The organism is Tenacibaculum retecalamus, assembly GCF_027941755.1.
Classification (GTDB): Bacteria; Bacteroidota; Bacteroidia; order Flavobacteriales; family Flavobacteriaceae; genus Polaribacter; species Polaribacter haliotis_B.
Window position 1 is genome coordinate 1,721,672 of sequence record NZ_CP115916.1, and the last position, 25,877, is coordinate 1,747,548.

General features: G+C 33.2%; 16 protein-coding genes. 10 read left to right on the plus strand and 6 right to left on the minus strand.

Going from position 1 to position 25,877, the window contains the following annotated elements; all coding sequences use genetic code 11:
• Positions 1-2 precede the first annotated feature (2 nt).
• The 4 genes from PG912_RS08160 to PG912_RS08175 form a co-directional block, all read right to left on the minus strand.
• Positions 3-9,872 carry a hypothetical protein gene (locus tag PG912_RS08160; protein ID WP_275687140.1) on the minus strand — a complete coding sequence of 3,290 codons (9,870 nt, stop codon included), beginning with the start codon at positions 9,870-9,872 and terminating at the stop codon, positions 3-5.
• Complete coding sequence (locus PG912_RS08165; protein ID WP_275687141.1) at positions 9,857-11,014, minus strand: hypothetical protein; 1,158 nt, start codon at positions 11,012-11,014, stop codon at positions 9,857-9,859. The genes PG912_RS08160 and PG912_RS08165 overlap by 16 nt, the downstream gene beginning before the upstream one ends.
• Before the next feature lie 91 nt (positions 11,015-11,105).
• A complete protein-coding gene (locus PG912_RS08170) occupies positions 11,106-12,932 on the minus strand; it encodes a PorP/SprF family type IX secretion system membrane protein (RefSeq protein WP_275687142.1) in 1,827 nt (608 codons plus the stop codon).
• 2 nt (positions 12,933-12,934) lie between these two features.
• Entirely contained in the window at positions 12,935-15,043 is a 2,109-nt protein-coding gene (locus PG912_RS08175) for a T9SS type B sorting domain-containing protein (RefSeq protein WP_275687143.1), read from the minus strand.
• 314 nt (positions 15,044-15,357) lie between these two features.
• Here PG912_RS08175 and cmk point away from each other — a divergent pair, with 314 nt between their 5' ends.
• Entirely contained in the window at positions 15,358-16,047 is a 690-nt protein-coding gene (gene cmk, locus PG912_RS08180; RefSeq protein WP_275687144.1) for a (d)CMP kinase, read from the plus strand.
• A 36-nt stretch (positions 16,048-16,083) separates the two neighbouring features.
• Complete coding sequence (locus PG912_RS08185; protein WP_275687145.1) at positions 16,084-16,506, plus strand: thioredoxin family protein; 423 nt, start codon at positions 16,084-16,086, stop codon at positions 16,504-16,506.
• A gap of 72 nt (positions 16,507-16,578) precedes the next feature.
• Here the strand turns inward: PG912_RS08185 and PG912_RS08190 are convergent, their stop codons facing one another.
• Together PG912_RS08190 and PG912_RS08195 are read right to left on the minus strand one after the other, a co-directional pair.
• The gene (locus PG912_RS08190) at positions 16,579-17,616 is read right to left on the minus strand and encodes an RluA family pseudouridine synthase (RefSeq protein WP_275687146.1); all 1,038 of its coding nucleotides are present in this window, start codon (positions 17,614-17,616) and stop codon (positions 16,579-16,581) included.
• A gap of 16 nt (positions 17,617-17,632) precedes the next feature.
• On the minus strand, positions 17,633-18,208 hold the full coding sequence (locus tag PG912_RS08195) for a PASTA domain-containing protein (RefSeq protein WP_275687147.1): 576 nt from the start codon (positions 18,206-18,208) through the stop codon (positions 17,633-17,635).
• Between the two features lie 144 nt (positions 18,209-18,352).
• On the opposite strand from PG912_RS08195, the gene PG912_RS08200 reads away from it, so the two are divergent.
• From PG912_RS08200 to PG912_RS08230, 8 genes are all read left to right on the plus strand, one after another.
• A complete protein-coding gene (locus PG912_RS08200) occupies positions 18,353-19,327 on the plus strand; it encodes a D-alanine--D-alanine ligase (RefSeq protein ID WP_275687148.1) in 975 nt (324 codons plus the stop codon).
• A gap of 1 nt (position 19,328) precedes the next feature.
• Positions 19,329-19,673 (plus strand): DUF3024 domain-containing protein, encoded by a 345-nt coding sequence (locus PG912_RS08205; protein WP_275687149.1) that lies wholly within the window; start codon positions 19,329-19,331, stop codon positions 19,671-19,673.
• Positions 19,674-19,709: 36 nt separating this feature from the next.
• Complete coding sequence (gene coaD / locus PG912_RS08210) at positions 19,710-20,162, plus strand: pantetheine-phosphate adenylyltransferase (protein WP_275687150.1); 453 nt, start codon at positions 19,710-19,712, stop codon at positions 20,160-20,162.
• A 12-nt stretch (positions 20,163-20,174) separates the two neighbouring features.
• Positions 20,175-21,185, plus strand: coding sequence for a M14 family metallopeptidase (locus tag PG912_RS13685; RefSeq protein ID WP_333780642.1), 1,011 nt, complete (start codon positions 20,175-20,177; stop codon positions 21,183-21,185).
• Positions 21,170-21,919, plus strand: a complete 750-nt coding sequence (locus tag PG912_RS13690) for a hypothetical protein (protein WP_333780643.1) — start codon at positions 21,170-21,172, stop codon at positions 21,917-21,919. Before PG912_RS13685 ends, PG912_RS13690 begins: the two co-directional genes overlap by 16 nt.
• A gap of 73 nt (positions 21,920-21,992) precedes the next feature.
• Positions 21,993-22,511, plus strand: a complete 519-nt coding sequence (locus PG912_RS08220) for an RNA polymerase sigma factor (RefSeq protein WP_275687151.1) — start codon at positions 21,993-21,995, stop codon at positions 22,509-22,511.
• A gap of 70 nt (positions 22,512-22,581) precedes the next feature.
• Positions 22,582-23,508, plus strand: a complete 927-nt coding sequence (locus PG912_RS08225; RefSeq protein ID WP_275687152.1) for a FecR family protein — start codon at positions 22,582-22,584, stop codon at positions 23,506-23,508.
• A 368-nt stretch (positions 23,509-23,876) separates the two neighbouring features.
• Complete coding sequence (locus tag PG912_RS08230) at positions 23,877-25,868, plus strand: TonB-dependent receptor plug domain-containing protein (RefSeq protein WP_275689030.1); 1,992 nt, start codon at positions 23,877-23,879, stop codon at positions 25,866-25,868.
• Positions 25,869-25,877 lie beyond the last annotated feature (9 nt).

Genomic DNA, 25,877 nt, shown 5'->3' on the forward strand with positions numbered 1-25,877 from the left:
TATTAAGAGCATCTGATCTCTACCCAACCTGAAGGTGAGCCTATAGCAAATTGAAAAGGTCCTGCACTGTTAAGAGCTTCAACTGTTACTGAGAAACCTACGGAACAGTTTCCTGGATTTGCAACTGGATCTACAATTAAACCTGTTACATTGTATAAAACTTCATAATCACCATAAGCAACTAAACAAAGTGGCGTACCACTGCCATCAACAGTTCTTAAAGTAGGTTGTACAATATCTCCTGAATTTAAGTTTCTTACTTGACCTGTTGTAAAAACAGTCCAAGTTGTACCATTATCAATACTGTACTCTAAAATGTTTGGTAAATAATTTGTAGGATCAATGTTAATAAAATCAAAACCTGTTAGTGAAGGGTTTATAGCACAACCTGGAGGTAAAACACCTGAAATATCCATTACAATAGCTGGTGGATTAGCTAAAGTTAATGGTGTTACTGTACTTATACATCCTAAAGCATCTGTAATTTCAACCGTATATGTTTCAGCTGGTAAATTATTAAAACTAAAAGTGTTTGCAGTGTAATTTGTTAATGTTTCAGCACCTATAATACCTCCACTATTTGCAAGGGTAATTGTATAAGGTGCTTGTCCTGTATTTGCTGTAACTACACCATCAACACTACCGGTATCACCATTACATGTTGGTTCATTTGCGGTAGCTGTAATAGCTATTGGTATTATTTGAGCAATTACTACATCTTGAACAATGTATTCACAACCTGCATCATCTCTTACATATACATCGTAGGTATTTGCTGTTAGGCCTGTAATTGGGTTTGTTGCAGCAAATGTTCCTGGTGCTGGTGCTGCCGCCCCGCTTGTTACAACAGAAAAAACATAACCTGTACCAGAACCACCAGTTGGTGTCACTAATATTTCGCCAGTTGGCGCTCCTGCTGGTGTACAACTTGCATTTGTTGGTGTTGCATTTGCTGTTATTACGGGATTTATAGTTACAGCATTACTAACAACACAATGATAAGAATTTCTAATATACACTGTATGTGCTATACTTGTTGATAAAGCTGCTGATGAAATACTAAAAGAAGTTGCTGTAGCTGGTGTGTTTGCTACCCAATTTGTACCGTCTAAACTATACTCATAAGTAACACTACCAGCTCCTGATGATGTTATGCTAACATCTACCACTCCGTTTCCTGAAGTATAACATTGTGGTGTTACTGTAAATGTAAATGTTTCTTTATCTGGTACATTTACTAAAACAGGGGCTGATGTACAACTGCTTGCATCGCTTGCTATTACCCAATAATTTCCTACGGTATCAATATCGGTAAATGGTGCACCTGTTTGAACCGAAGCTCCTGGTACGCCTGCGTTATCAGCAAATAATTCATACGTATATGATTCACCGTTTCCGCCTGATGTAGTTGGCGTTATCGTAATTGTTGCTCCATCTAAATTAGCATCGGCATTACAATCTATATCTTTGGTTACTGTTGCCACCACTGCTATTGGTGATGGATCTGATAAGTCTTGACTTAACGATACATTACACGCTGCTGGTGAGGTATTATCTGGTCGCACTAAAATAGTATGTGTTCCGTCTGCTAAATTTGGTACTGAAAACGGATTCGTTGCCGCTGGACTCCAACTTGTTCCTCCATCTGTAGAATACTCAAAACTTGTTGGTACTACCGATGGAAAAAAGGCTGTTATTTCTATTGCTCCATTAGTATTTCCAATACATGTTGGGTTGGTAATATCTGTAACTTGTGCTGTAAATTCTTGATTATCTAAAACACTAATGTTCGTTGTATCTAAACTACAATCACTTCCGTAATTTACTGTTACTGTATATGTTCCTACTGGTACATCGGTAAAAATATTGTTACCTGTTTGTACTATTGCTGTAGGTGTACTATTTAATGTATAAACATAAGTAGCATCTAATGGGCCTACTGTTATTACACCTCTTCCATCACAACTATACGTTACTGCACTTGTTAGGGTTGGTGTTGTTGGTAACGGTGCTATAGTAACTGCTGCTGTTGTTATTGTACAACTTTTTGCATCGCTTATGGTTACTGTATAAGTTCCGTCTTCTAATCCTGTAAAAGTATGATCGAAACTTACCGTGTTTGTAGTATGAGGAGCACTTGTTATTGTTCCATCACTTAATGTATAAGTATATGGTGCCGTTCCGCCAACTACATTTTCTACCGTAATCTCGCCTTGTTGCGCACAAGTATATACTTGTGATACATCTAAATTCCCTCCTAATACACCTGGTGCTGTTATTGTTATAGTACTTGCTGCCGTAGCACAAGTATTACCATCACTAGTAACAACATCATACGTTCCTGCTGCTAAATTAGTAAATGTAATATTTGTTCCTGCTCCTGGACCTGAAGTTTGTACTGTTCCTGGTGCTCCTTGTAATGTTATCGTTGTAGTATAATCTGCAGTTCCATCACTTATTACAACCAATGCTGAACCTTGACCTCCACTACAATCTGGTTGGGTTGGCGTTACATCTATTGTTGGATCTGTAATACGAGTTACTGTTACCGTAGTGGTAAATACACAACTATTTGCTCCAGCATTTTGATCTCTTACATACACATCCCACGTTCCTGCTGTAATAGCTGTTGGTGCTGTTGTACTAAAAGCTGTTAAAACTGGTGCGGCTGATCCTCCTGCTAAAACAGCATACTGATAAACTCCTGTTCCTCCACTTGGGGTAATTGTTATTGTTCCGTCATTACAAGTTTCATTGGTCGTTACAACTCCCGCTGTTAATTGTGGATTTATAGTAACGGTATCTGTCTCTGAACATCCAAAACCATCTGTTACAGTTACTGTATAACTACCATCAGTTAAATTGGTAAACATGTTTGTGTTTTGTGTAGTCGTTGTAGTTCCGTCATTTAAACTATACGTATATGGAACTCCATTCCCTGTAAGATTAGTTACGGTAATTGTTGCATCTGCTGCTCCACTATAACAAGTAGTTTCATCTAAATCAAAGGCTACAACTACTTTATCTGGTACATTTACTAAAACAGGGGCTGATGTACAACTGCTTGCATCGCTTGCTATTACCCAATAATTTCCTACGGTATCAATATCGGTAAATGGTGCACCTGTTTGAACCGAAGCTCCTGGTACGCCTGCGTTATCAGCAAATAATTCATACGTATATGATTCACCGTTTCCGCCTGATGTAGTTGGCGTTATCGTAATTGTTGCTCCATCTAAATTAGCATCGGCATTACAATCTATGTCTTTGGTTACTGTTGCCACCACTGCTATTGGTGATGGATCTGATAAGTCTTGACTTAACGATACATTACACGCTGCTGGTGAGGTATTATCTGGTCGCACTAAAATAGTATGTGTTCCGTCTGCTAAATTTGGTACTGAAAACGGATTCGTTGCCGCTGGACTCCAACTTGTTCCTCCATCTGTAGAATACTCAAAACTTGTTGGTACTACCGATGGAAAAAAGGCTGTTATTTCTATTGCTCCATTAGTATTTCCAATACATGTTGGGTTGGTAATATCTGTAACTTGTGCTGTAAATTCTTGATTATCTAAAACACTAATGTTCGTTGTATCTAAACTACAATCACTTCCGTAATTTACTGTTACTGTATATGTTCCTACTGGTACATCGGTAAAAATATTGTTACCTGTTTGTACTATTGCTGTAGGTGTACTATTTAATGTATAAACATAAGTAGCATCTAATGGGCCTACTGTTATTACACCTCTTCCATCACAACTATACGTTACTGCACTTGTTAGGGTTGGTGTTGTTGGTAACGGTGCTATAGTAACTGCTGCTGTTGTTATTGTACAACTTTTTGCATCGCTTATGGTTACTGTATAAGTTCCGTCTTCTAATCCTGTAAAAGTATGATCGAAACTTACCGTGTTTGTAGTATGAGGAGCACTTGTTATTGTTCCATCACTTAATGTATAAGTATATGGTGCCGTTCCGCCAACTACATTTTCTACCGTAATCTCGCCTTGTTGCGCACAAGTATATACTTGTGATACATCTAAATTCCCTCCTAATACACCTGGTGCTGTTATTGTTATAGTACTTGCTGCCGTAGCACAAGTATTACCATCACTAGTAACAACATCATACGTTCCTGCTGCTAAATTAGTAAATGTAATATTTGTTCCTGCTCCTGGACCTGAAGTTTGTACTGTTCCTGGTGCTCCTTGTAATGTTATCGTTGTAGTATAATCTGCAGTTCCATCACTTATTACAACCAATGCTGAACCTTGACCTCCACTACAATCTGGTTGGGTTGGCGTTACATCTATTGTTGGATCTGTAATACGAGTTACTGTTACCGTAGTGGTAAATACACAACTATTTGCTCCAGCATTTTGATCTCTTACATACACATCCCACGTTCCTGCTGTAATAGCTGTTGGTGCTGTTGTACTAAAAGCTGTTAAAACTGGTGCGGCTGATCCTCCTGCTAAAACAGCATACTGATAAACTCCTGTTCCTCCACTTGGGGTAATTGTTATTGTTCCGTCATTACAAGTTTCATTGGTCGTTACAACTCCCGCTGTTAATTGTGGATTTATAGTAACGGTATCTGTCTCTGAACATCCAAAACCATCTGTTACAGTTACTGTATAACTACCATCAGTTAAATTGGTAAACATGTTTGTGTTTTGTGTAGTCGTTGTAGTTCCGTCATTTAAACTATACGTATATGGAACTCCATTCCCTGTAAGATTAGTTACGGTAATTGTTGCATCTGCTGCTCCACTATAACAAGTAGTTTCATCTAAATCAAAGGCTACAACTACTTTATCTGGTACATTTACTAAAACAGGGGCTGATGTACAACTGCTTGCATCGCTTGCTATTACCCAATAATTTCCTACGGTATCAATATCGGTAAATGGTGCACCTGTTTGAACCGAAGCTCCTGGTACGCCTGCGTTATCAGCAAATAATTCATACGTATATGGTCCACCGTTTCCGCCTGATGTAGTTGGCGTTATCGTAATTGTTGCTCCATCTAAATTAGCATCGGCATTACAATCTATGTCTTTGGTTACTGTTGCCACCACTGCTATTGGTGATGGATCTGATAAGTCTTGACTTAACGATACATTACACGCTGCTGGTGAGGTATTATCTGGTCGCACTAAAATAGTATGTGTTCCGTCTGCTAAATTTGGTACTGAAAACGGATTCGTTGCCGCTGGACTCCAACTTGTTCCTCCATCTGTTGAGTACTCAAAACTTGTTGGTACTACCGATGGAAAAAAGGCTGTTATTTCTATTGCTCCATTAGTATTTCCAATACATGTTGGGTTGGTAATATCTGTAACTTGTGCTGTAAATTCTTGATTATCTAAAACACTAATGTTCGTTGTATCTAAACTACAATCACTTCCGTAATTTACTGTTACTGTATATGTTCCTACTGGTACATCGGTAAAAATATTGTTACCTGTTTGTACTATTGCTGTAGGTGTACTATTTAATGTATAAACATAAGTAGCATCTAATGGGCCTACTGTTATTACACCTCTTCCATCACAACTATACGTTACTGCACTTGTTAGGGTTGGTGTTGTTGGTAACGGTGCTATAGTAACTGCTGCTGTTGTTATTGTACAACTTTTTGCATCGCTTATGGTTACTGTATAAGTTCCGTCTTCTAATCCTGTAAAAGTATGATCGAAACTTACCGTGTTTGTAGTATGAGGAGCACTTGTTATTGTTCCATCACTTAATGTATAAGTATATGGTGCCGTTCCGCCAACTACATTTTCTACCGTAATCTCGCCTTGTTGCGCACAAGTATATACTTGTGATAATCTTGTTTCTCCAGCAAGAGTATTTGGCGCAGTGATGGTTATCGTTGAAGGAAATATTATACTACAATTATTAGCATCGGTAGTAACAATATCATACGTTCCTTCTACTAAATTATTAAACGTAATATTGGTTCCTGCTCCTGATCCTGAAGTTTGTACTGTTCCTGGTGCTCCTTGTAATGTTATCGTTGTAGTATAATCTGCAGTTCCATCACTTATTACAACCAATGCTGAACCTTGACCTCCACTACAATCTGGTTGGGTTGGCGTTACATCTATTGTTGGATCTGTAATACGAGTTACTGTTACCGTAGTGGTAAATACACAACTATTTGCTCCAGCATTTTGATCTCTTACATACACATCCCACGTTCCTGCTGTAATAGCTGTTGGTGCTGTTGTACTAAAAGCTGTTAAAACTGGTGCGGCTGATCCTCCTGCTAAAACAGCATACTGATAAACTCCTGTTCCTCCACTTGGGGTAATTGTTATTGTTCCGTCATTACAAGTTTCATTGGTCGTTACAACTCCCGCTGTTAATTGTGGATTTATAGTAACGGTATCTGTCTCTGAACATCCAAAACCATCTGTTACAGTTACTGTATAACTACCATCAGTTAAATTGGTAAACATGTTTGTGTTTTGTGTAGTCGTTGTAGTTCCGTCATTTAAACTATACGTATATGGAACTCCATTCCCTGTAAGATTAGTTACGGTAATTGTTGCATCTGCTGCTCCACTATAACAAGTAGTTTCATCTAAATCAAAGGCTACAACTACTTTATCTGGCACATTTACTAAAACAGGGGCTGATGTACAACTGCTTGCATCGCTTGCTATTACCCAATAATTTCCTACGGTATCAATATCGGTAAATGGTGCACCTGTTTGAACCGAAGCTCCTGGTACGCCTGCGTTATCAGCAAATAATTCATACGTATATGGTCCACCGTTTCCGCCTGATGTAGTTGGCGTTATCGTAATTGTTGCTCCATCTAAATTAGCATCGGCATTACAATCTATGCCTTTGGTTACTGTTGCCACCACTGCTATTGGTGATGGATCTGATAAGTCTTGACTTAATGATACATTACACGCTGCTGGTGAGGTATTATCTGGTCGCACTAAAATAGCATGTGTTCCGTCTGCTAAATTTGGTACTGAAAACGGATTCGTTGCCGCTGGACTCCAACTTGTTCCTCCATCTGTAGAATACTCAAAACTTGTTGGTACTACCGATGGAAAAAAGGCTGTTATTTCTATTGCTCCATTAGTATTTCCAATACATGTTGGGTTGGTAATATCTGTAACTTGTGCTGTAAATTCTTGATTATCTAAAACACTAATGTTCGTTGTATCTAAACTACAATCACTTCCGTAATTTACTGTTACTGTATATGTTCCTACTGGTACATCGGTAAAAATATTGTTACCTGTTTGTACTATTGCTGTAGGTGTACTATTTAATGTATAAACATAAGTAGCATCTAATGGGCCTACTGTTATTACACCTCTTCCATCACAACTATACGTTACTGCACTTGTTAGGGTTGGTGTTGTTGGTAACGGTGCTATAGTAACTGCTGCTGTTGTTATTGTACAACTTTTTGCATCGCTTATGGTTACTGTATAAGTTCCGTCTTCTAATCCTGTAAAAGTATGATCGAAACTTACCGTGTTTGTAGTATGAGGAGCACTTGTTATTGTTCCATCACTTAATGTATAAGTATATGGTGCCGTTCCGCCAACTACATTTTCTACCGTAATCTCGCCTTGTTGCGCACAAGTATATACTTGTGATACATCTAAATTCCCTCCTAATACACCCAGTTCCGTAATTTCAATATCTATAACCTCATAATTACATTGATAAGATGTTTTAGTTGCACGGATGTACACTGTATGAGTACCTGGAGTTAAACTGTCGAAATATCCTGTAGCAAACCAATTGGTATTATCAATACTGTACTGTATAGCATAACCTAAATCATCAACTACTTGAACATTTGTTGTTCCATCATTTTGACCATTACAACTAACGTTAACATCTGTGTGTGTAAATGTTAATGGAGCTTCTCTTATCACAGTAATTGGTGCTGAAATTGAATAACAACCATTATCGTCAAAAACGATGAAACGATATTCCCCTTCATTACCAACAGGAATATTGTAAGTATATGGATTTGTAGATGGTGTTAAAAGTGCTGAAAAAGGAACATCTGAAGGTTGTGTATATAAATCGGTTCCTTGACTTGTCCATACAGCCATATTATAGTTATTTCCTGAAACTGTATCAACAGTACCTCCTGTTGCTGTTAATCGAATAATTCCGTCAGAACTACCGTTTTCACAGCTAATGTCTTTTAATTTTAATGCTGCTAAATTTATTGGATCTGGTTTATTAATAACAACTGTTTCTGAAGCCGTACACTGAGCCGTAGTTACCGTTACGGTATACGAACCACCATCTATTAAACCATCAAATAAATGACTACTATTGGCTGTTGGCCCTTCTGTTGCAACTACACCTACTGTACTATGTGTTAACGTGTAGGTATAATCTCCTATTACATTATTCACTTGTGCATTAATACTTGCTGTACTATCTGAGCATTCCATATCGCTAGTAGTTACTACAAAATCGATATCACTTTCTTGAATATTAATTGATGGAAATGAATACACACATGAAGCAGCGGTAGAATTATTTAACCTAATTGTTAAATCGTAATCCCCTGCTGTTGTTAAATTATTAAAAACATTATTATTTTGAAAAGGAGCGTTGTATCCACCAGGCCCAGATAAACTATATTGATAGTTTGATGGTATATTATTTACTGTTATTGAACCATTTGATCCACAAAAAATATCAAGTTCTACAATATCAGGATTTAAGGTTGCTTTAAATACATTAAAGTAGTAACTTTTAGGACATTGCCCATCATACTCTACATCTAAACGATATTCACCTGCATCGGCTACATTTAAAGAGAAATTTGTTGATAATGGAGCCCCCCAATCACATCCTGTATCTACATTCGGACATCCTGCTCCAGTTTCATCATTACACGATGCTTCATCTAATTTATACCATTCAACCGTAGTTGCTGAAGCTGGATCGAAAGGTAAATTAATAGCTCTTGTACTTCCAACACCACATAAATACATTTCAGCTAAATCTAAACTATTATTAGCACATACTAACATTTGATCAGCAAAAGGAACCAATGGGTTTGGTTCTGAATTATACCCTACAACATGTACCGTTTCTACAGTATCTATACAACCTACTGGTGCTGTTGTTCTTACAGTATAGGTTCCTGTACTGGTTACTGTTACAGTTCTTGAAGTACCAATTATAGTATTAGAACTGTCTCTCCATTCATAAGCAGAAAAGCCTGCTCCTGCTATTAAATCAGTCGTGTTACCACAAATTACTTCTGTTCTTTCATAAACACAACCACTTGTGTCTACTAAAAAGTTAGAAGTACCAACAATACCGAAATTACAATCGTTTAAACCTGCAAAACTTTCTTCGTTATTAATTGGCAATGCGCCTCCTCTATCACTCTCATAATTCGCAAAAGCCTGATTTGAAATAAGATTAGAACATACATCTCTTAACTGACTACAATCACTAACTACTTGCACTTTTATCTTGATATCAAAATATCCATCATTTTCTTCTACAAGAGCATCTGGGATGTTGAATATTAGTTTACCTCTAAAAAGATTAGCTGCTGTTGGAGGCTCATAATCACTTAATATCTGAGCTCTGGTATGTTCTAATTCTAGTGGTAATATTAAATCGTTTGGTAAAAAATCAACATTTTTTGGAAGAATATCTATAATTCTTGTGTTCTTTGCATTATCTGTACCTACATTTTGAAAACGTACATTATAAAACAACTCGCTTCCTAAACCTACTGTTTGCCCAGAAATATCATCTCCTGCAGCATTTTGTATTGTTTTAATTAACTGTACCTTAGGTTCAATTACTTCAACCGACATACCTAATAAAAAGGCCAATAAGAATCTCCTGAGGTTGTAAATCGTAACGTAGTATTTGTTTGACCGTTATTTAAAATTGATTTTGTTCCGTTATTTAACGTAAACATATCAACATCAAAACCTAATGTATTTTGACTGTTAGGGTCTCTTCCTGGCAAATATGTATTGTTATCAGTTATAGAACCGTTAAAAAAATTATTTATTCCATTTAAACCCCCAGTAGTTAAGGTTTCAAAATTTCCTGAGTTTCTTCTTTCAATTTGGAAAGCATCTCCTGTAATTGACCTATCTCCTTCTAAAGCGGCAACCAATAAATTTGCTCTTACGGGACCAGAAGGTACTGTTTGAAAACCACTTACCGGTACATCTGTATAAGGGTTTGTTGAAGCTTTAATCGTTGAAAACCCATCAAACAAATAAAACTTTTTATTTTTTTGAGTTTCATTTTCATAAATAATTACCATTACCCAACCTGCTGACGATCCTAATTGCGAACCTGTATTATCCTGACCAAGGGTTGCTTTAATATTTGCTCCATAATAATCTCCATCTGCATCAGGATCACCAGCTACATTTGTTAAGCTTTGTACCATTGCTGTAACATCTTTGTAACATACGTATGGTTTTTCTGTTGCTATTCCATCATCAAATATTAATTCTCTTTTTGTTACATCAAATTTATCGGCTGTTAAATCGACATAATTACCTCCTGGCACTTTAAACTTCATGGTATTAAAATCAGCATCACGTGTATTTACTCCTGCCGATTCTTCACTCCAATTGTCATATGGGTAAATTCCTGCCCAATATAAACCTGCATATACAACTCTAGAACAATCTGGCAAGTCTAATGATGATTTTGAAGATGAAAATGTATCGTCAATTCCATCACCATTTTCATCTATAAAATTATCTGTATCAATATATTGTAAATAAAAAGAATGGTTACCTCCATAACCATTGTATCCTATATTTGGAGAAGTTCGAGTACAGTTTCCCCACCAATCCCAACGATAACAAGTTTCCTTATTTAAAATATTATTAGCTACAAAAGTCATATTTCCTCTTACTCTTGTATTATAACGTTCTTGAAAAGGAACATCGGCTCTTCTTTCTGCTGCAGTTAAATATCCTTCAACATGTTTTTTCTGTGCAAACAAATTGGTTATTTGCAGTAAAAAAATTGAGATTATTAGTAATTTTTTAATCATCATTTTTGGGGAATTAATTGTTTGGGGGCTTACAATTTAATTATTTTATACGTACTATCGTTTTACGATCGTAAAACGCGCCGTTTAAATTAGTATTATACAACTTAATAGCTTCTTCTCTACTATCAGTTTTTGCTATATACACATGCATATAGCCCGTCGTTGGATTTATAAAATATCCTGCTTCAATATCATCATTTCTTAATTCATCAACATTTCTATCAGCTAATGCTTTTTTAGAGTTTACATATACTTGTAAATAATAACCAGGTGCTACACCTTGCATATTAGCAGACATTGTTCTTACTCTTGCTGGTGGCTGTGTTTTAGGTTCTTTATAACTATCGCCACTTGTACCAATTGTTAATTTAACAACATATACAGGATCTTTACCTCCTTTTTTTATTTTTATAGACGAAGCATCGTTTTTATCGTCGTTTTCAAATAAACGTGTTTTATCTGTTAGTTCTTCTACTTTATCTTCAGCATCTACTTCTTTTGCAAATCTATCAATATATACATAATACCATTTCTTTTTAGGTTCATAAATGTATTTTGCTTCCATATCTAATCGTTTAAACTTTGCGATTAAAGGCTCTGTATTTTCTTTATCTCTAAATCGGTCTGCTACAATATAATACATGGTACCACCACCACCTGCATAGGTAATTGAACTCTCACGCCAAGGTGTGTTAGAACTTCTTTTTAATGTTGTATCTTTTTCTGCTGCTGTTTTCTCTACAGTCGTATTTACAGGTACTACTTTTGGTGCTGGTTGATTTTTTAACAAACGCAATACTTCATCAACCTTTTTATTTAAAATATCTATTGAGTCTTGCGCCATTTGAATCTCATCTGATAAATCATTATGTTCTTCATTTTTATAATCATTTTTAGGCGCTCTTTCAGGCAATGTTACTTGTACATTTCCTGTTCTGCGTGTTGGTCTATCTCTTATGTATGATTTTTTACCAAAATTATAGATTAATCCTATTTCATTGGTTGCAGCGAAAGTACTTTTCTCATAACTAAATCCAACGGCAAGGTTTTCAGAAATATTTACTCCTAAACCTGCTGAAATTCCGTACGTTTTATCGTAACCAGCTTTTATCCAACCTGCTTTTGGTAAATCCAAAATAACATTAGCGCCTACACTAAAATCGTTTTCACCTGGCTTTCGAGCCATCACTAGGGTTCTTAAATCGGCTCCTTCTAAAAGTCCCGAAGCATAGGTAAATTCATGAGAATACATTCCGTGTACCGAAAATGTTTTTTCGCCAAAAGAAGTAGCCATTTCGCTACTCTTTAAATTAAAATCTAATAAGTTTTCAAAAAAGACACCTACATCAAACTTGCCAAACGATAAAGTTACCGCTGGTTGTAACATTACCATTGGTATGTCTTGAAAGTTTGCTACCTGCGGATCTGGAACCGTAGAGTTTACCTTTAATGCATTCGCACTTCTTCGGCTATATAAAAAATTGAATCCGAAGGTTAAATCCATTGTTTCATTTAACTGTAATCGTTGTGCATAATTTAGTAAAGCACCAAAATCTTTAAAAACACCTACTTCTTGTTGATAAATAGCAAAACCTGCACCAACATTTTCACGCATTTTACCTGAATAAGTTCCTAAATACAATCTCGGATTGTCCTCAAAATCAACATTACTATTACGTACAGTAGCAGTGATTGAAGTTTTATTTTCTTTTAATGCCGAAAATGTTGGTACTGTTAAAAAACGATTAAACTTCATGAAATTTCGTGAAGTAAAACTGTTGTACTGCTGTGCGCTATCAAATGTTTGTGCTTGTAATGAAAACACACTTATTAATATCGCTATATATAATGTAACTTTTTTTATCATATTTAATCTAATATAGATATTGTTCCTGCTTTAATTAAAGCATCGTCTTTTATGATTTTGTAATAAAATACTTTCTGATTGCCTAAATTATCTGCTGGCCAATCATTTTTATAATCGGTTACTTTTAAAATTTCTTTTCCGTTTGAATTGTACAACTCAATGGTTACTGATGGTTGAAATGCATATGCATTTGACAACTTCCAGGTATCATTAATTCCATCTTGATTAGGAGACACAATATTAGGTACGATTACCTGATCGTCTGGCTCCACAACTTCAATTGTTCTTACCAATTCACAAGCTCCCACTTTTACAAGTACCGTATAAAAACCTAAAGTATTTACAGTTAACTCTTCTGTTGTAGATAATAATGCTCCCAAAACATCTTCACCTTCATACCATTCATACGAATCACCACCTGCAGCGATTACAGTTGCTACGCCTCCATCTTCCATTACTACTTTTTCTGAAGGAGTTATTGTTACTGCTGAATCGTCAAACAAAACAACATCAATTGCTGCCAACTCATTCGTACAACCAAAACCTGAATATTCTAATACATACTCCCCAATTTCGGTAACTTCAAGCACACTAGGGTCTGCAGCTGTTACGTCATCTGCCCCATCTTTAATCCATTTATATGTATATCCTGCAGTTACATTATCGATCGTATAAGTAATTGAGCCTCCTGCACATAGTGAATTTGATATGGTTGTTGACGAAACTTCTGGTACTTCTACTAATTTAACATCTAATTCATTTGATAATCCGTTTTTACTACCAACATTAATTGATAATGTATATAGATCGCTTTCTAAATATGAGTTTACAGATAATTCATCTTGAGTGGCTCCCGCAATAGGAACACCTCCTTTATTCCATTGATAATTTAACATCGCTATTTGGTCGGTTGATAAATTATATTTCTCACCATCTTCTCCTGTTACTTCCACACCAACAATACTTAATTTTGTTACAGCATTACTACAATCTCTATAATCAGTTTCTGTCCTTATTTCTACATCAAAAGCTCCTACACCTATTAATTCATATTTATCTGAATCAACTACTATATTACACGATCCTGAAGTGCTTTTAGTTACTCTTATAAAGTACTCTCCTGCCTCCGTTGCATTTGTACATAATTGTGTTCTTGCAGCTAAAGGTGCTGTATCTTTATACCATTGCATTGTAGCTGAAGAAGCATCATGTGTTATACACAGTTCTCTTGTTTCTCCTGGTAACAAAATTGTTTTTAAACTACCTACTGTATTTACATTAAAATCTGCAGTTGTTATTTGTTTCAACTCTACATTATCTGAAGTTGTTACACAGCTACCTGTATCTACCTCTAAATGGTACGTTCCTAACTGACCTGCTGTTGGTGTTGTATAGGTTGCTAAGTTTGAAGATTGTACCAAGTTATTATTAAAGTACCAATCATAAGTAAAAGAGGTATCATTTACATTCGCTTCAAAAGTATGCGCTTCATCTCCACATATTTGAACTGTTAATGATCCTTTTATTTGTCCATCTGCTTCATTGAAAACAACAACATTTATTAACGTTGATTCTTTAAACCCACAAGTACCATAATCAATTTTCACTTGATATTCCCCTTCTTCTGAAACTTCAAGCATTGGCTCCGTAGTCGTTGCAATTATAGTTCCATCCTTATACCATCTGTATTGCCCTTCTTGAGTGGTATTTAATGTTAATTCTTCAGACTCCCCTTCACATAATACTACATTCTCAAAATTATTTAAGATAAAAGTTCCGTTAACAATCTTATATGCTTGAAAAGCATCAGAATCGGGACTCGTCATAGCTGGTGAAGAAGCTACTAATCGTATTTTATAATTCGTACCAAAAGTATCATCTGGTAATTGAAAAGATCTATCAAAAGTAAAAGAGGTGTTTTCTGTCGTAATAGTACCAACATTTGTAGGGTTTCCCCATGTTCCGTCTCCAGCAGACAACTCAATAGTGAATTGATTATCAGAAGGAAATGTTGTTGTAGAAAACTTAAATCGAACAATAAAGTCTGTAGTACTACCATCATCACACGCTGATGAAAACTGAATTTCAGGTTTCAATAACGTCTGAGACATCACATTAGTACTAACACAAAAGAGAAATATCCCTAAAAGTCTTAGTATGCTTTTAGTATTTTTCTTCATTGATTAAAGGGTCTTTTAATAAACATCAAATGTATACTTTTTATGTAACAAATAAAATCTAATATATAAAATCTATCTCACTAACACAAGACAACATTAACAAAACCTTATAAAAACCTAACTACAAACACATTAAGATCTTAACAAACAATTCTAATTCGCTAAAAAAACAAAATTATTACATAGTCCTTCTAATAAAAAACAGGAGATTCTGACGTATATTTGTTCTTCTAATTTTTTAAAGTATGAAACAGAAAATTATTATTGCTATTGACGGATTTTCATCAACAGGAAAAAGTACTATCGCTAAACAATTAGCAAAGCAACTCGAATATATTTATGTTGATACTGGCGCCATGTACAGAGCTGTTACCCTATATGCAATGCAACAAAATTATATTTCCGATACGCATTTTAATGCTGATGATTTAATTGCTGACTTACATAAAATTTCTCTTTCTTTTGTTTTTAATGAAAACGTAGGTTTTGGGGAAGTTTATTTAAATAATACCAATGTTGAAAAAGAAATTAGAACTATTGAAGTTTCTAGATTGGTAAGTAAAGTTGCTACGATTTCTGAAATCCGCAAAAAATTGGTGAGCGAACAACAAGAAATGGGTAAAAATAAAGGTATTGTAATGGATGGACGTGATATAGGTACTGTTGTTTTTCCTGATGCTGAATTAAAATTATTTATGACCGCTTCTGCTGATAAACGTGCTACTCGTCGTTACAAAGAACTACTAGATCGTGGAGACAATGTAAATTATGAAGAAATATTACACAACGTTCAAGAACGTGACAGAATAGATTCTACACGAGAAGATTCACCGCTAATTCTTTGTGAAGATGCAGTAGAGTTTGATAATTCTGACATGGGATTAAAAGAACAATTTGAACGTATTATGAGTTTAGTAAACATGCGATTACAATAATTTACCTATTTTTATAGAAAAATAAATTTTATGAAAATGAAAAAAATTATATTTATTATTACTTTTTTTACCTGTCTTCAAACTTTTTCTCAAGGTATTAATTGGCGCACAGATATTGACAGCGCCATTGCTTACGGTAAAGAAAACAATAAAGATGTTTTTATATACTTAGGAGAGAAGAAATGTGTGCCTTGCAGAACTGTTCAGAAATATGCCTATGACACTAAAAAATTTCAAGATTTTTCTAAAAAATTTGTAATGGTAAAAGTTTACAACGATTTAGATAAAAGTAAAAAAGAAGCGCTTGCCTATTTTAATAAAGCCAAAAAACGATTTAACACAAAGATGGTTCCTCGTTTTATTTTAATACGCAATGAAAAAGAAATTGCTAACTTTTTTGCCTATGTAAAATCACCTGAAGATTTAATTGATAAAATTACTCCTTATCTAAAAAAATAATTTTCTTAAACAGAAAACAAAAAAAACAGCTTTATAAAGCTGTTTTTTTTGTTTCATTTTCTAATAAGAGCTCTATTCTTCTTCGAATTTAGAATTTTCTGAATAGGTGCGCCATTTTGTTAAACACGCCTCAATATCAGCAGGAATTTCAGTATTAAACTGCATAAACTCTCCTGTTGTTGGATGCGTAAAACCTAATGTTTTTGCGTGTAATGCTTGTCTTGGCAAGGTTTTAAAACAGTTTTGTACAAATTGCTTATACTTTGTAAACGTTGTTCCTTTTAAAACACCATCACCTCCATAACGTTCGTCGTTAAAAAGTGTGTGTCCAATATATTTAAAGTGTGCTCTAATTTGATGCGTTCTTCCAGTTTCTAACTTACATTGTACTAAAGTAACATACGTAAGACGTTCTAAAACTTTGTAGTGAGTTACCGCATGCTTACCATGATCTCCATCAGGAAAAACAGCCATCTGTAAACGGTTATTAAAACTACGTCCTATATTACCTTCAATGGTTCCGGTATCTTCTTTTACATCTCCCCAAACTAATGCGTAATATAAACGCTCGGTAGTTCTATCAAAAAATTGCTTCGACAAATGTGCCATTGCAAATTCTGTTTTAGCAACCACCAACAATCCACTTGTATCTTTATCTATACGGTGTACTAAACCAGGACGCTCGTTTGAGTTTTTAGGTAAGTTTTCGATGTGATGAATTAATCCATTCACCAAAGTTCCTGAATAATTTCCATGTCCAGGATGCACTACCATTCCTGGAGCTTTATTTACCACGATTACATCATCGTCTTCATAAACGATATCGATAGGTAAATCTTCAGCTACTAATAAATTTTCAGCTGGTGGATACGCTAAAACTACACGAACTACATCTTTTGGTTTTACTTTATGATTTGGTTTTACAGCCACTTCATTTACTAAAACATTTCCTGCCTTAGCTGCTTGCTGAATTTTATTTCTTGTTGAACCCTCAATAAAGTTCATTAAAAACTTATCTACCCTTAAAGGCTCTTGTCCTTCTGTTGCAACAAACCTATGATGCTCGTATAAATCGTCGTTTTCTATTGCTAAATTTGTATCTTCCTGCATGAATCAATTATATAAATTAGTTACCGTCTCCTAAAACAAGGTTAATAGTCGTTTTCTTTGGCAATTTTGTTCCGGGTTCAATTAGTTTTCCTTTATATTTTAAACCTCTAACAACATTTTCACCAATATCTTTTACCCAAGTAATCTCTTTTCCTACAATAAATCCTTGAGATCTTAAGTGTGTAGTCGCTTGTCTTTTTGTACGTCCGTTTAAATCTGAAATTTCAATATCTCTATATTTAGACGGATTTAAAGTTAAATATAACTTACGTTTTTCTTTTACAAAATCACCTACTTCCGGATTTTGTTCTATCACCGATTTCTTCGGGTAATTAGGATTATAAGTAGCACTATCTATTATAATAAAATCTAAATTAAGTTCGTTTAACTTCTTTTCAACTTCTGCCAATGACATTTTATGCAAATTAGGTACTTGTATTTTCTGACCGTGATTCGTTGTGGTTCCTAACCACCATTGCATTATAAACACAAATAAAAATAACGATACAATCGCAATTCCAATTTGTACTAGAAACGTTTTACTCTTTATAAATTGAAATAACCCTTTCAGGTTTTTAGAAAAATTACTCATATTATTTTTTTGTAAGGTGGCGCAAATTTACAGCAAAAATATTACTATTTTTAACTCCTGAACTCATAAACGAGTTTTTTTGGTAAGTTTGTATAATTATTGGCAAACTATTTTACAAAATATTACAAATCTTAAAGTATTAAAGTGAAAAAAAATATAGCTATTATTATGGGAGGCTACTCATCTGAAGTAGAAATTTCCTTAAAAAGTGGTGCTATTGTTTACAAGCATCTTGACCCCCAAAAATATACTGCTTATAAAATTCATATTTTAAAAGATAAATGGGTTTTAGTAAGTGAAAACAATGCGGAATATCCTATTAACAAGCATGATTTCTCTGCGGAGGTAAATGGAGAAAAAATTATTTTCGATGGTGTTTTTAATGCAATTCATGGTGCTCCAGGTGAAAACGGAACTATTTTGGCTTATTTCGACTTAATCGGATTAAAACATACTTCTGCCCCATTTTATCAAATGGCATTAACCTTTAATAAGCGTGATACATTAAGTGTGGTAAAACAATACGGAATTCCCGCTGCTACTTCAGTCTATTTAAATCAAGGTGATCAAATAAATACTGCTGAAATTATTGCTAAAGTTGGTTTACCCTGTTTCGTAAAACCTAACAATGCGGGTTCTAGCTTCGGAATTTCGAAAGTACATACCGAACAAGAACTAATACCTGCTTTAGAGGTTGCCTATAAAGAAGATTCAGAAATATTAATTGAAAGTTTTTTAGATGGTACAGAGGTTTCTGTTGGTGTAATACAATACAAAGGAACAACAACTGTTTTACCAATTACAGAAATTGTTTCAGAAAATGACTTCTTTGATTACGAAGCCAAATACGAAGGAAAATCAAAAGAAATAACTCCTGCACGCATCTCTAAATTACAAGAAAAAAACGTTATTAAAGTAGCAAAACGCGTATATGAAGTTTTAAATATGAGTGGATTCTCACGCGCGGAATATATTTTTATAAATGACGAACCACATTTCCTAGAAATAAATACCGTTCCAGGATTAACAGAAGCAAGTATTTTACCACAACAAGCAAATTGCGCAGGTATTTCTTTATCGGAATTATTTGGCAATGCTATTGAAACAGCTTTAAAATAAAATGAAAAACACGACTATAAATATTAATGAGGCTACAATTAAAAATTTTGTAGAATCTATTCGACCTGAAGATCTTGAAATTAGAGAACAATTAGATTTTGGATATTCTTTTGAAAAAAACATCGCTATTCTTTACGAAATTAGCCCCAATTGGTTAGATCCTAAAGAAAAAAATCATATCGAGTTTGCTAAAATCCGATTTTATAAATCTAAATTAGAATGGAATTTATATTGGATGCGAGCTAATGAAAAATGGGAATTGTATAAACCTTTTCCTAAATCGACACATTTAGATGAAATTATTCAAATAATTAAAAAAGATATAAATGGTTGTTTTTTTGGCTAATCATAACCAAAAAACACCTTTTAAACACCTATTTTTATGAAAAAAGCAGTATTTCCTGGTTCTTTTGACCCAATTACTTTGGGACATGTAGATATTATTGAACGTAGCGTTACTTTATTTGACGAATTAGTAATTGCAATTGGTATAAATGCCGATAAAAAATACATGTTTTCTTTAGATGAACGCAAACGTTTTATTGAAGAAACTTTTAAGCATCAACCAAAAATTAAAGTAGTAACTTACAGCGGATTAACAGTGATTTTTTGTAAAGAACAAAATGCCGAATTTATTTTAAGAGGTTTACGAAATCCTGCTGATTTTGAGTTTGAAAAAGCCATTGCACATACTAACAGAAAACTATCAGAAATAGAAACCGTTTTTTTACTAACTTCTTCTGGTAAAAGCTACATCTCATCGTCAATTGTACGCGATGTTATTAGAAATAATGGTGATTACACTGGTTTGGTTCCTGATTCCGTAAAAATTTAATTCTAGATTATTTTGAAAAAAACACTCCTACTTTTATTGTTGATTTCCTTCGGATGCAAACAAAAAACAGTAAAAGAAACCTACAATTTCACAACATTATTTGAAACCTCAAACGGAACTGAAACTCCTGAATACGAAGATGTAATTTCTTTTTACGAGAACTTAGCACAAACCTATACTGAAATATCTTTATTTGAAATAGGCACTACAGACTCTGGGAAACCGCTTCATTTAATCGTTTATAATAATGATGGAAAAATCAATTTAAAAGATTTGAAAAACTCCTCAAAAAATAGGGTTTTAATCAACAATGGTATTCACCCAGGTGAATCTGATGGAATTGACGCTTCTATGTTACTTTTACGAGATATTGTTCAGAATGATTCTTTAAAACAAGTTTATAAGAATTCATTAATATGTGTAATTCCTGTTTATAATATTGGCGGTGCTTTAAATAGAAACTCACATACAAGAGCCAATCAAAATGGTTCAAAAGAATATGGATTTAGAGGAAATGCACGTAATTTCGATTTAAATCGTGATTTTATAAAGCAAGACACTAAAAATTCCGCTGCTTTTTCGGAGATTTTTCACACTGTAAATCCGGATGTTTTTATAGATAACCATGTAAGTAACGGTGCCGATTACCAATATGCTATTACGCATTTATTTACCCAACACAATAAATTAGGTGGTAAACTTGGTCATTTTCTAGAAACTGAAATGCGCCCATATATTGAACATTCTTTAACTAAAAAACAAATACCAATTACACCTTATGTAAACGTATGGGGAAACACTCCTGAAAAAGGATGGTCTCAATTTTACGATTCTCCAAGATATTCAACTGGCTACACAACCTTGTTTAACACTTTAGGATTAATGGTAGAAACACACATGTTAAAGCCTTATAAAATTAGAGTAACACAAACCTATGAGTTACTATTATCTACCTTAGATTTCACAGAAAATAACTCTTTAAAAATTAAAGAATTACGAAAAAAAATTTGGAAGACTTATTAATAAAAAAAACATATCCAATTGTTTTTACTGCGGATAAAGAAAGTCCTACAACATTAAATTTTAAAGGTTACGAAGGCACCTATATTGATAGCAAAGTAACCAACGGAAAACGATTGTTTTATGATAAAAATAAGCCATACACTAAAAAAACAACTTATTACAATAATTTTAAAGCTACCAAAACAATAAACATTCCAAAAGCTTATATTTTACAACAAGGTTGGCATAAAATTATAGAGAGGTTAAAAAATAACAGCATTAAATTTACTCGATTTAAGAGCGACACACTTATAAATGTTGCAACTCAACACATTGCTAATTTTGATACTAGAAAATCAGCTTACGAAGGACATTACTTGCATTATAATACCACTGTTAAAGAAACCTTAGCTGTTGTTAAATTTAAAAAAGGAGATATTTATATTTCTACACAGCAAAAAGGAATTCGATACATTATTGAAACTTTAGAAGCAGCTGCTACAGATTCGTTTTTTAACTGGAACTTTTTTGACACCATTTTACAGCAAAAAGAAGGTTTTTCATCTTATGTTTTTGAGGATGTTGCTGAACAATTTTTAAAAGACAATCCGAAGATTAAAAACGAGTTTGACGATAAAATTAAAAATGATATAAATTTTGCTAAAAACACTTACGCTCAATTATATTATATCTATAAAAAAACACCACATTATGAAAAATCTCATCTAAAACTACCAATCTATAAAAAATACTAATGTAGTTATCTGTTTTTTTTGGCAATTCTTAATTTCAATTTTATACTTTTGCCTTTATCAGTAAAAAAACTTTGTGAATAAAATTCCCCTAAAATCTGTTTGTGAGCAAAAAAAATTTGAAGAAATTTTTAACAAACATTCTCAATCCCTAAGAAATTACATTTATTACAAATGTGGTAGTAGGCAACAGGCGGAAGATATTGCTCAAGAAGCTTATATAAAACTTTGGAACAACTGTAATAAAGTAATATTCGAAAAAGCTAAATCATTTTTATACACCGTTGCAAACAATCGGTTTTTAAACGAAGTTGCTCATAAAAAAGTAGTTTTAGAACATCAAAGAAGAAGCCTTACTCCTGACAGAACAATAGAAACTCCACAATTTATTTTAGAAGAAGAAGAATTTTATCAAAAACTAAAAAAAACAATAGCAGATTTGCCAGAAAAACAACGCGAAGTTTTTCTTTTAAGTCGTATTGATAAAAAAAAATATACTGAAATCGCTGAAATAACAGGCATATCGGTAAAAGCTGTAGAAAAAAGAATGAGTAAAGCTTTACTAATTCTAAAAGAACAAATAGGCAAAATTTAATAAATAGTAACAGTAAGTAGGGTAATTAACTTTTTAGTTGTTCTTATAGTACTAGCGTGAAAAATATAACATGAAAAAAGAATATTATACAGATGAGACTTTTTTAGCTCGATGGATCGAAAACGATTTATCTGTTGAAGAGTTAAAACAGTTTAAAAATTCTGAAGAATATCATCAATTTAAAAAAATTAATGATGCTACTGAACTACTAATTGCTCCAGATTATAATAAAAAGGATGTCTTTAATGCTATTTCAGTAAAAATAAAACAACAAAAGAAATCAACAAAAATTATAAAACTTACTCCAGCATGGTTTTATAGTGCAGCCGCTTCAGTTGTTTTACTTTTAACTATCTTTTATTTAAATAATGATAGTCCTTCTAGTTTTTCAACAACTTATGGAGAGCAAACAGTTGTTCAGTTACCTGATAATTCTATCGTACACCTTTTTCCTTCTTCTAATTTAAAATTTCATAAAAATAATTGGAACAAGGATAGGTCATTGTCATTAGTTGGAACTGCTTATTTTGAAGTTGAAAAAGGAAAACATTTCACAGTAAACACAAACGAAGGAAATGTTGTTGTACTGGGTACTAAATTTACAGTAAACACTTCAAAAAACTTCTTTGAAATACAGTGTTTTGAAGGAAAAGTAAAAGTAACTTCTAAAAACAATGACACCATTTTTTTAACTAAAGGAAAAGCTTTTAGAAGCTATAAAAACAAAAAAGAAAATTGGAATTTTCACAAAGAAAAACCTTCATGGTTAAATAATGAAAGTAGCTTTAATAACACGCCTCTTAATAAAGTAATTTTAGCTTTAGAAAAACAATATAACTTAAAAATTAATACCAATAAAGTAGATACTAATAAACGTTTTACAGGTACCTTTACACACAATAATGTTAATATCGCATTGAAAACTGTTTTTGCTCCTATGAAAATTTCATTTAAATTAGCAGATAATAGTTCAGTCGTATTAATATCTAATGAATAAAAAATTAAGTATTTTTTTTATATGCTTAGCAATGTCTGTTTTTTCTCAAAAAAAATAGACATTGCTTTTTATAATACCCCAATATTAACTGCATTAAAAAAAGCAGAAACCAACTTTAATGTTAAGTTTTCTTTTGATGCTTATATTACAGGAAACATACTATTTTCATTCAATAAAAAAACGTGTACACTTAAAAATTTTATTGAAGAAATAGAAGATAAAACACTTCTTAAATTCAACAAAATAACAGACAAGTACTACTTTATCACCCTCTTAGAAAAAAAGAAAACTTCAACCTTTTAAAAGAAGTTTTAATTGACAACTATGTTACCTCTGGTATTAATAAAAACAAAAACGGTTCCATCACAATTTTACCTCAACAACTTGGAGTATTACCAGGCTTAACAGAACCAGATGTTTTAGAAAGTTTAAAAATAATACCAGGCGTACAAAGCCCAGATGAAACTGCTGCTGGTATTTATATAAGAGGTGGTACTCCTGATCAGAATTTAATTTTCTGGGACGGTATAAAAATGTACTATTCTGGGCATTTTTTCGGAATGCTTTCTGCCTTTAATCCATATACAGCAAAAAAAATAACGCTCTCAAAAAGTGGTACACAGGCTCGTTACGGAAATAAAATAGCAGGTGTAATAGATATTAAAACAGAAAATAACATCCCAAAGAAAACAACAGGAGGATTCGGTTTTAACATGACACATGCTGATGCTTACATTAGCGTTCCTTTTTCTAATAAATTAGCGTTAACAACTTCATTTAGGCGTTCTTTTACTGATGTTTTTGATACCTTTACTTTTAATAAACTATCAAATAGAGTTTTTCAGACAATTGATGCGAATCAAGAAAGAAATATATTAACTAAAAATATTTCTTTCGATAGAGATAACCATTTTTATTTTTCTGATTACTCAACTAAACTAATATACAAGCCTTCCGTTAAAGAAACTTTATCTTTAAGCTTTTTACATACTACAAATAAATTATCATATAGTTTCAAAATTCCTCTTTACAAGGATCTTTATAAAGATGATTTAAGTATTAAAAATAATGGACTAAGTTTTTTATGGGAAAAAGAGTTGAATCCTAAATTAACTCAAAATTTCAAAACTTATTTTTCTAGCTTTAACTTGAGTTATTATGGTAATTATAATTATATAGATAACTACCTGATTCAACAATCAATAAAAAACAATTCAGTAAATGATTTTGGTTTTTCTTACAGCTTAAATTACCAAAGAAATGAACGAACCAATTTTTTGTTTGGTTATGATTTTTTATCAAATGAAACTGAATATTTATTAGAACACAATACTAATTTAGAAGGTAACAACATTACAAATGCTGTTCAAAAAGATAAAGGGACTAACAATACTCATTCTCTTTTTACAGAATACATCTATGATACGAATGAGTGGAAAATAAACACTGGTGTACGATTCAATTATTTTGATAAGATAAACAAACTAGTTGTAGAGCCTCGTTTATACCTCGAAAAAAAAATTACTACTGACTTAAATTTTAAAGCATCATTAGAACAAAAGCATCAAACATTAGGGCAAATTATAGAATTTCAAACTTCTAGTTTAGGTTTTGATTTAGAAAATCAGATATGGGCTCAAGTAAACAACGATGATATCCCGCTTCAAAAAAGTTTTCAAATTTCTTCTGGAATACTTTTTAGTAAAAACAAATGGAAGATAGATCTTGATACTTATGTTAAAAGCGTAAGCGGTATGACTTCACAAACGAGAGGTTATAATGATCAGACTACAGATTTCTCTAACGGAGAAGGTAAAATTTTTGGTATCGATTTACTTATCAATAAAAAGTTTAAAAATTACAGAACTTGGATAAATTATTCATATACCAAAAATCAATTTAAATTTCTAGATTTAGAAAACACCTTTTTTCCTGCAAACCATGATATTACCAATTATTTTTCATGGTCACATGCTTTTAAGTATAAAAATTATGAGTTTTCATTAGGATGGAGCCACAGATCAGGAAACCCGTATACGAAAGCCTTAGAGTTGAAAACGGATACTAATACAGGAAGTCTTCTGATTGTTTTAGATACTGACCATATAAACTCAAACCGTTTACCAAAATATCACCGTTTAGATGGATCGATTACTTACTCGTTTAGTTTCTCTGAGAAATGGAAAGGAAAACTTGGCTTCTCCATCCTAAACATCTATAATCAAAAAAATATTATTAGTAGATCCTACACTGCAATACCTATTCTTAATAATGACAATACAATAACTTTTGAATTAGGGAAGATTGATAAACTTTCTTTGGGAATCAATCCAAACCTAGTTTTTAGAGTTTCTTTTTAAATAAAAAAA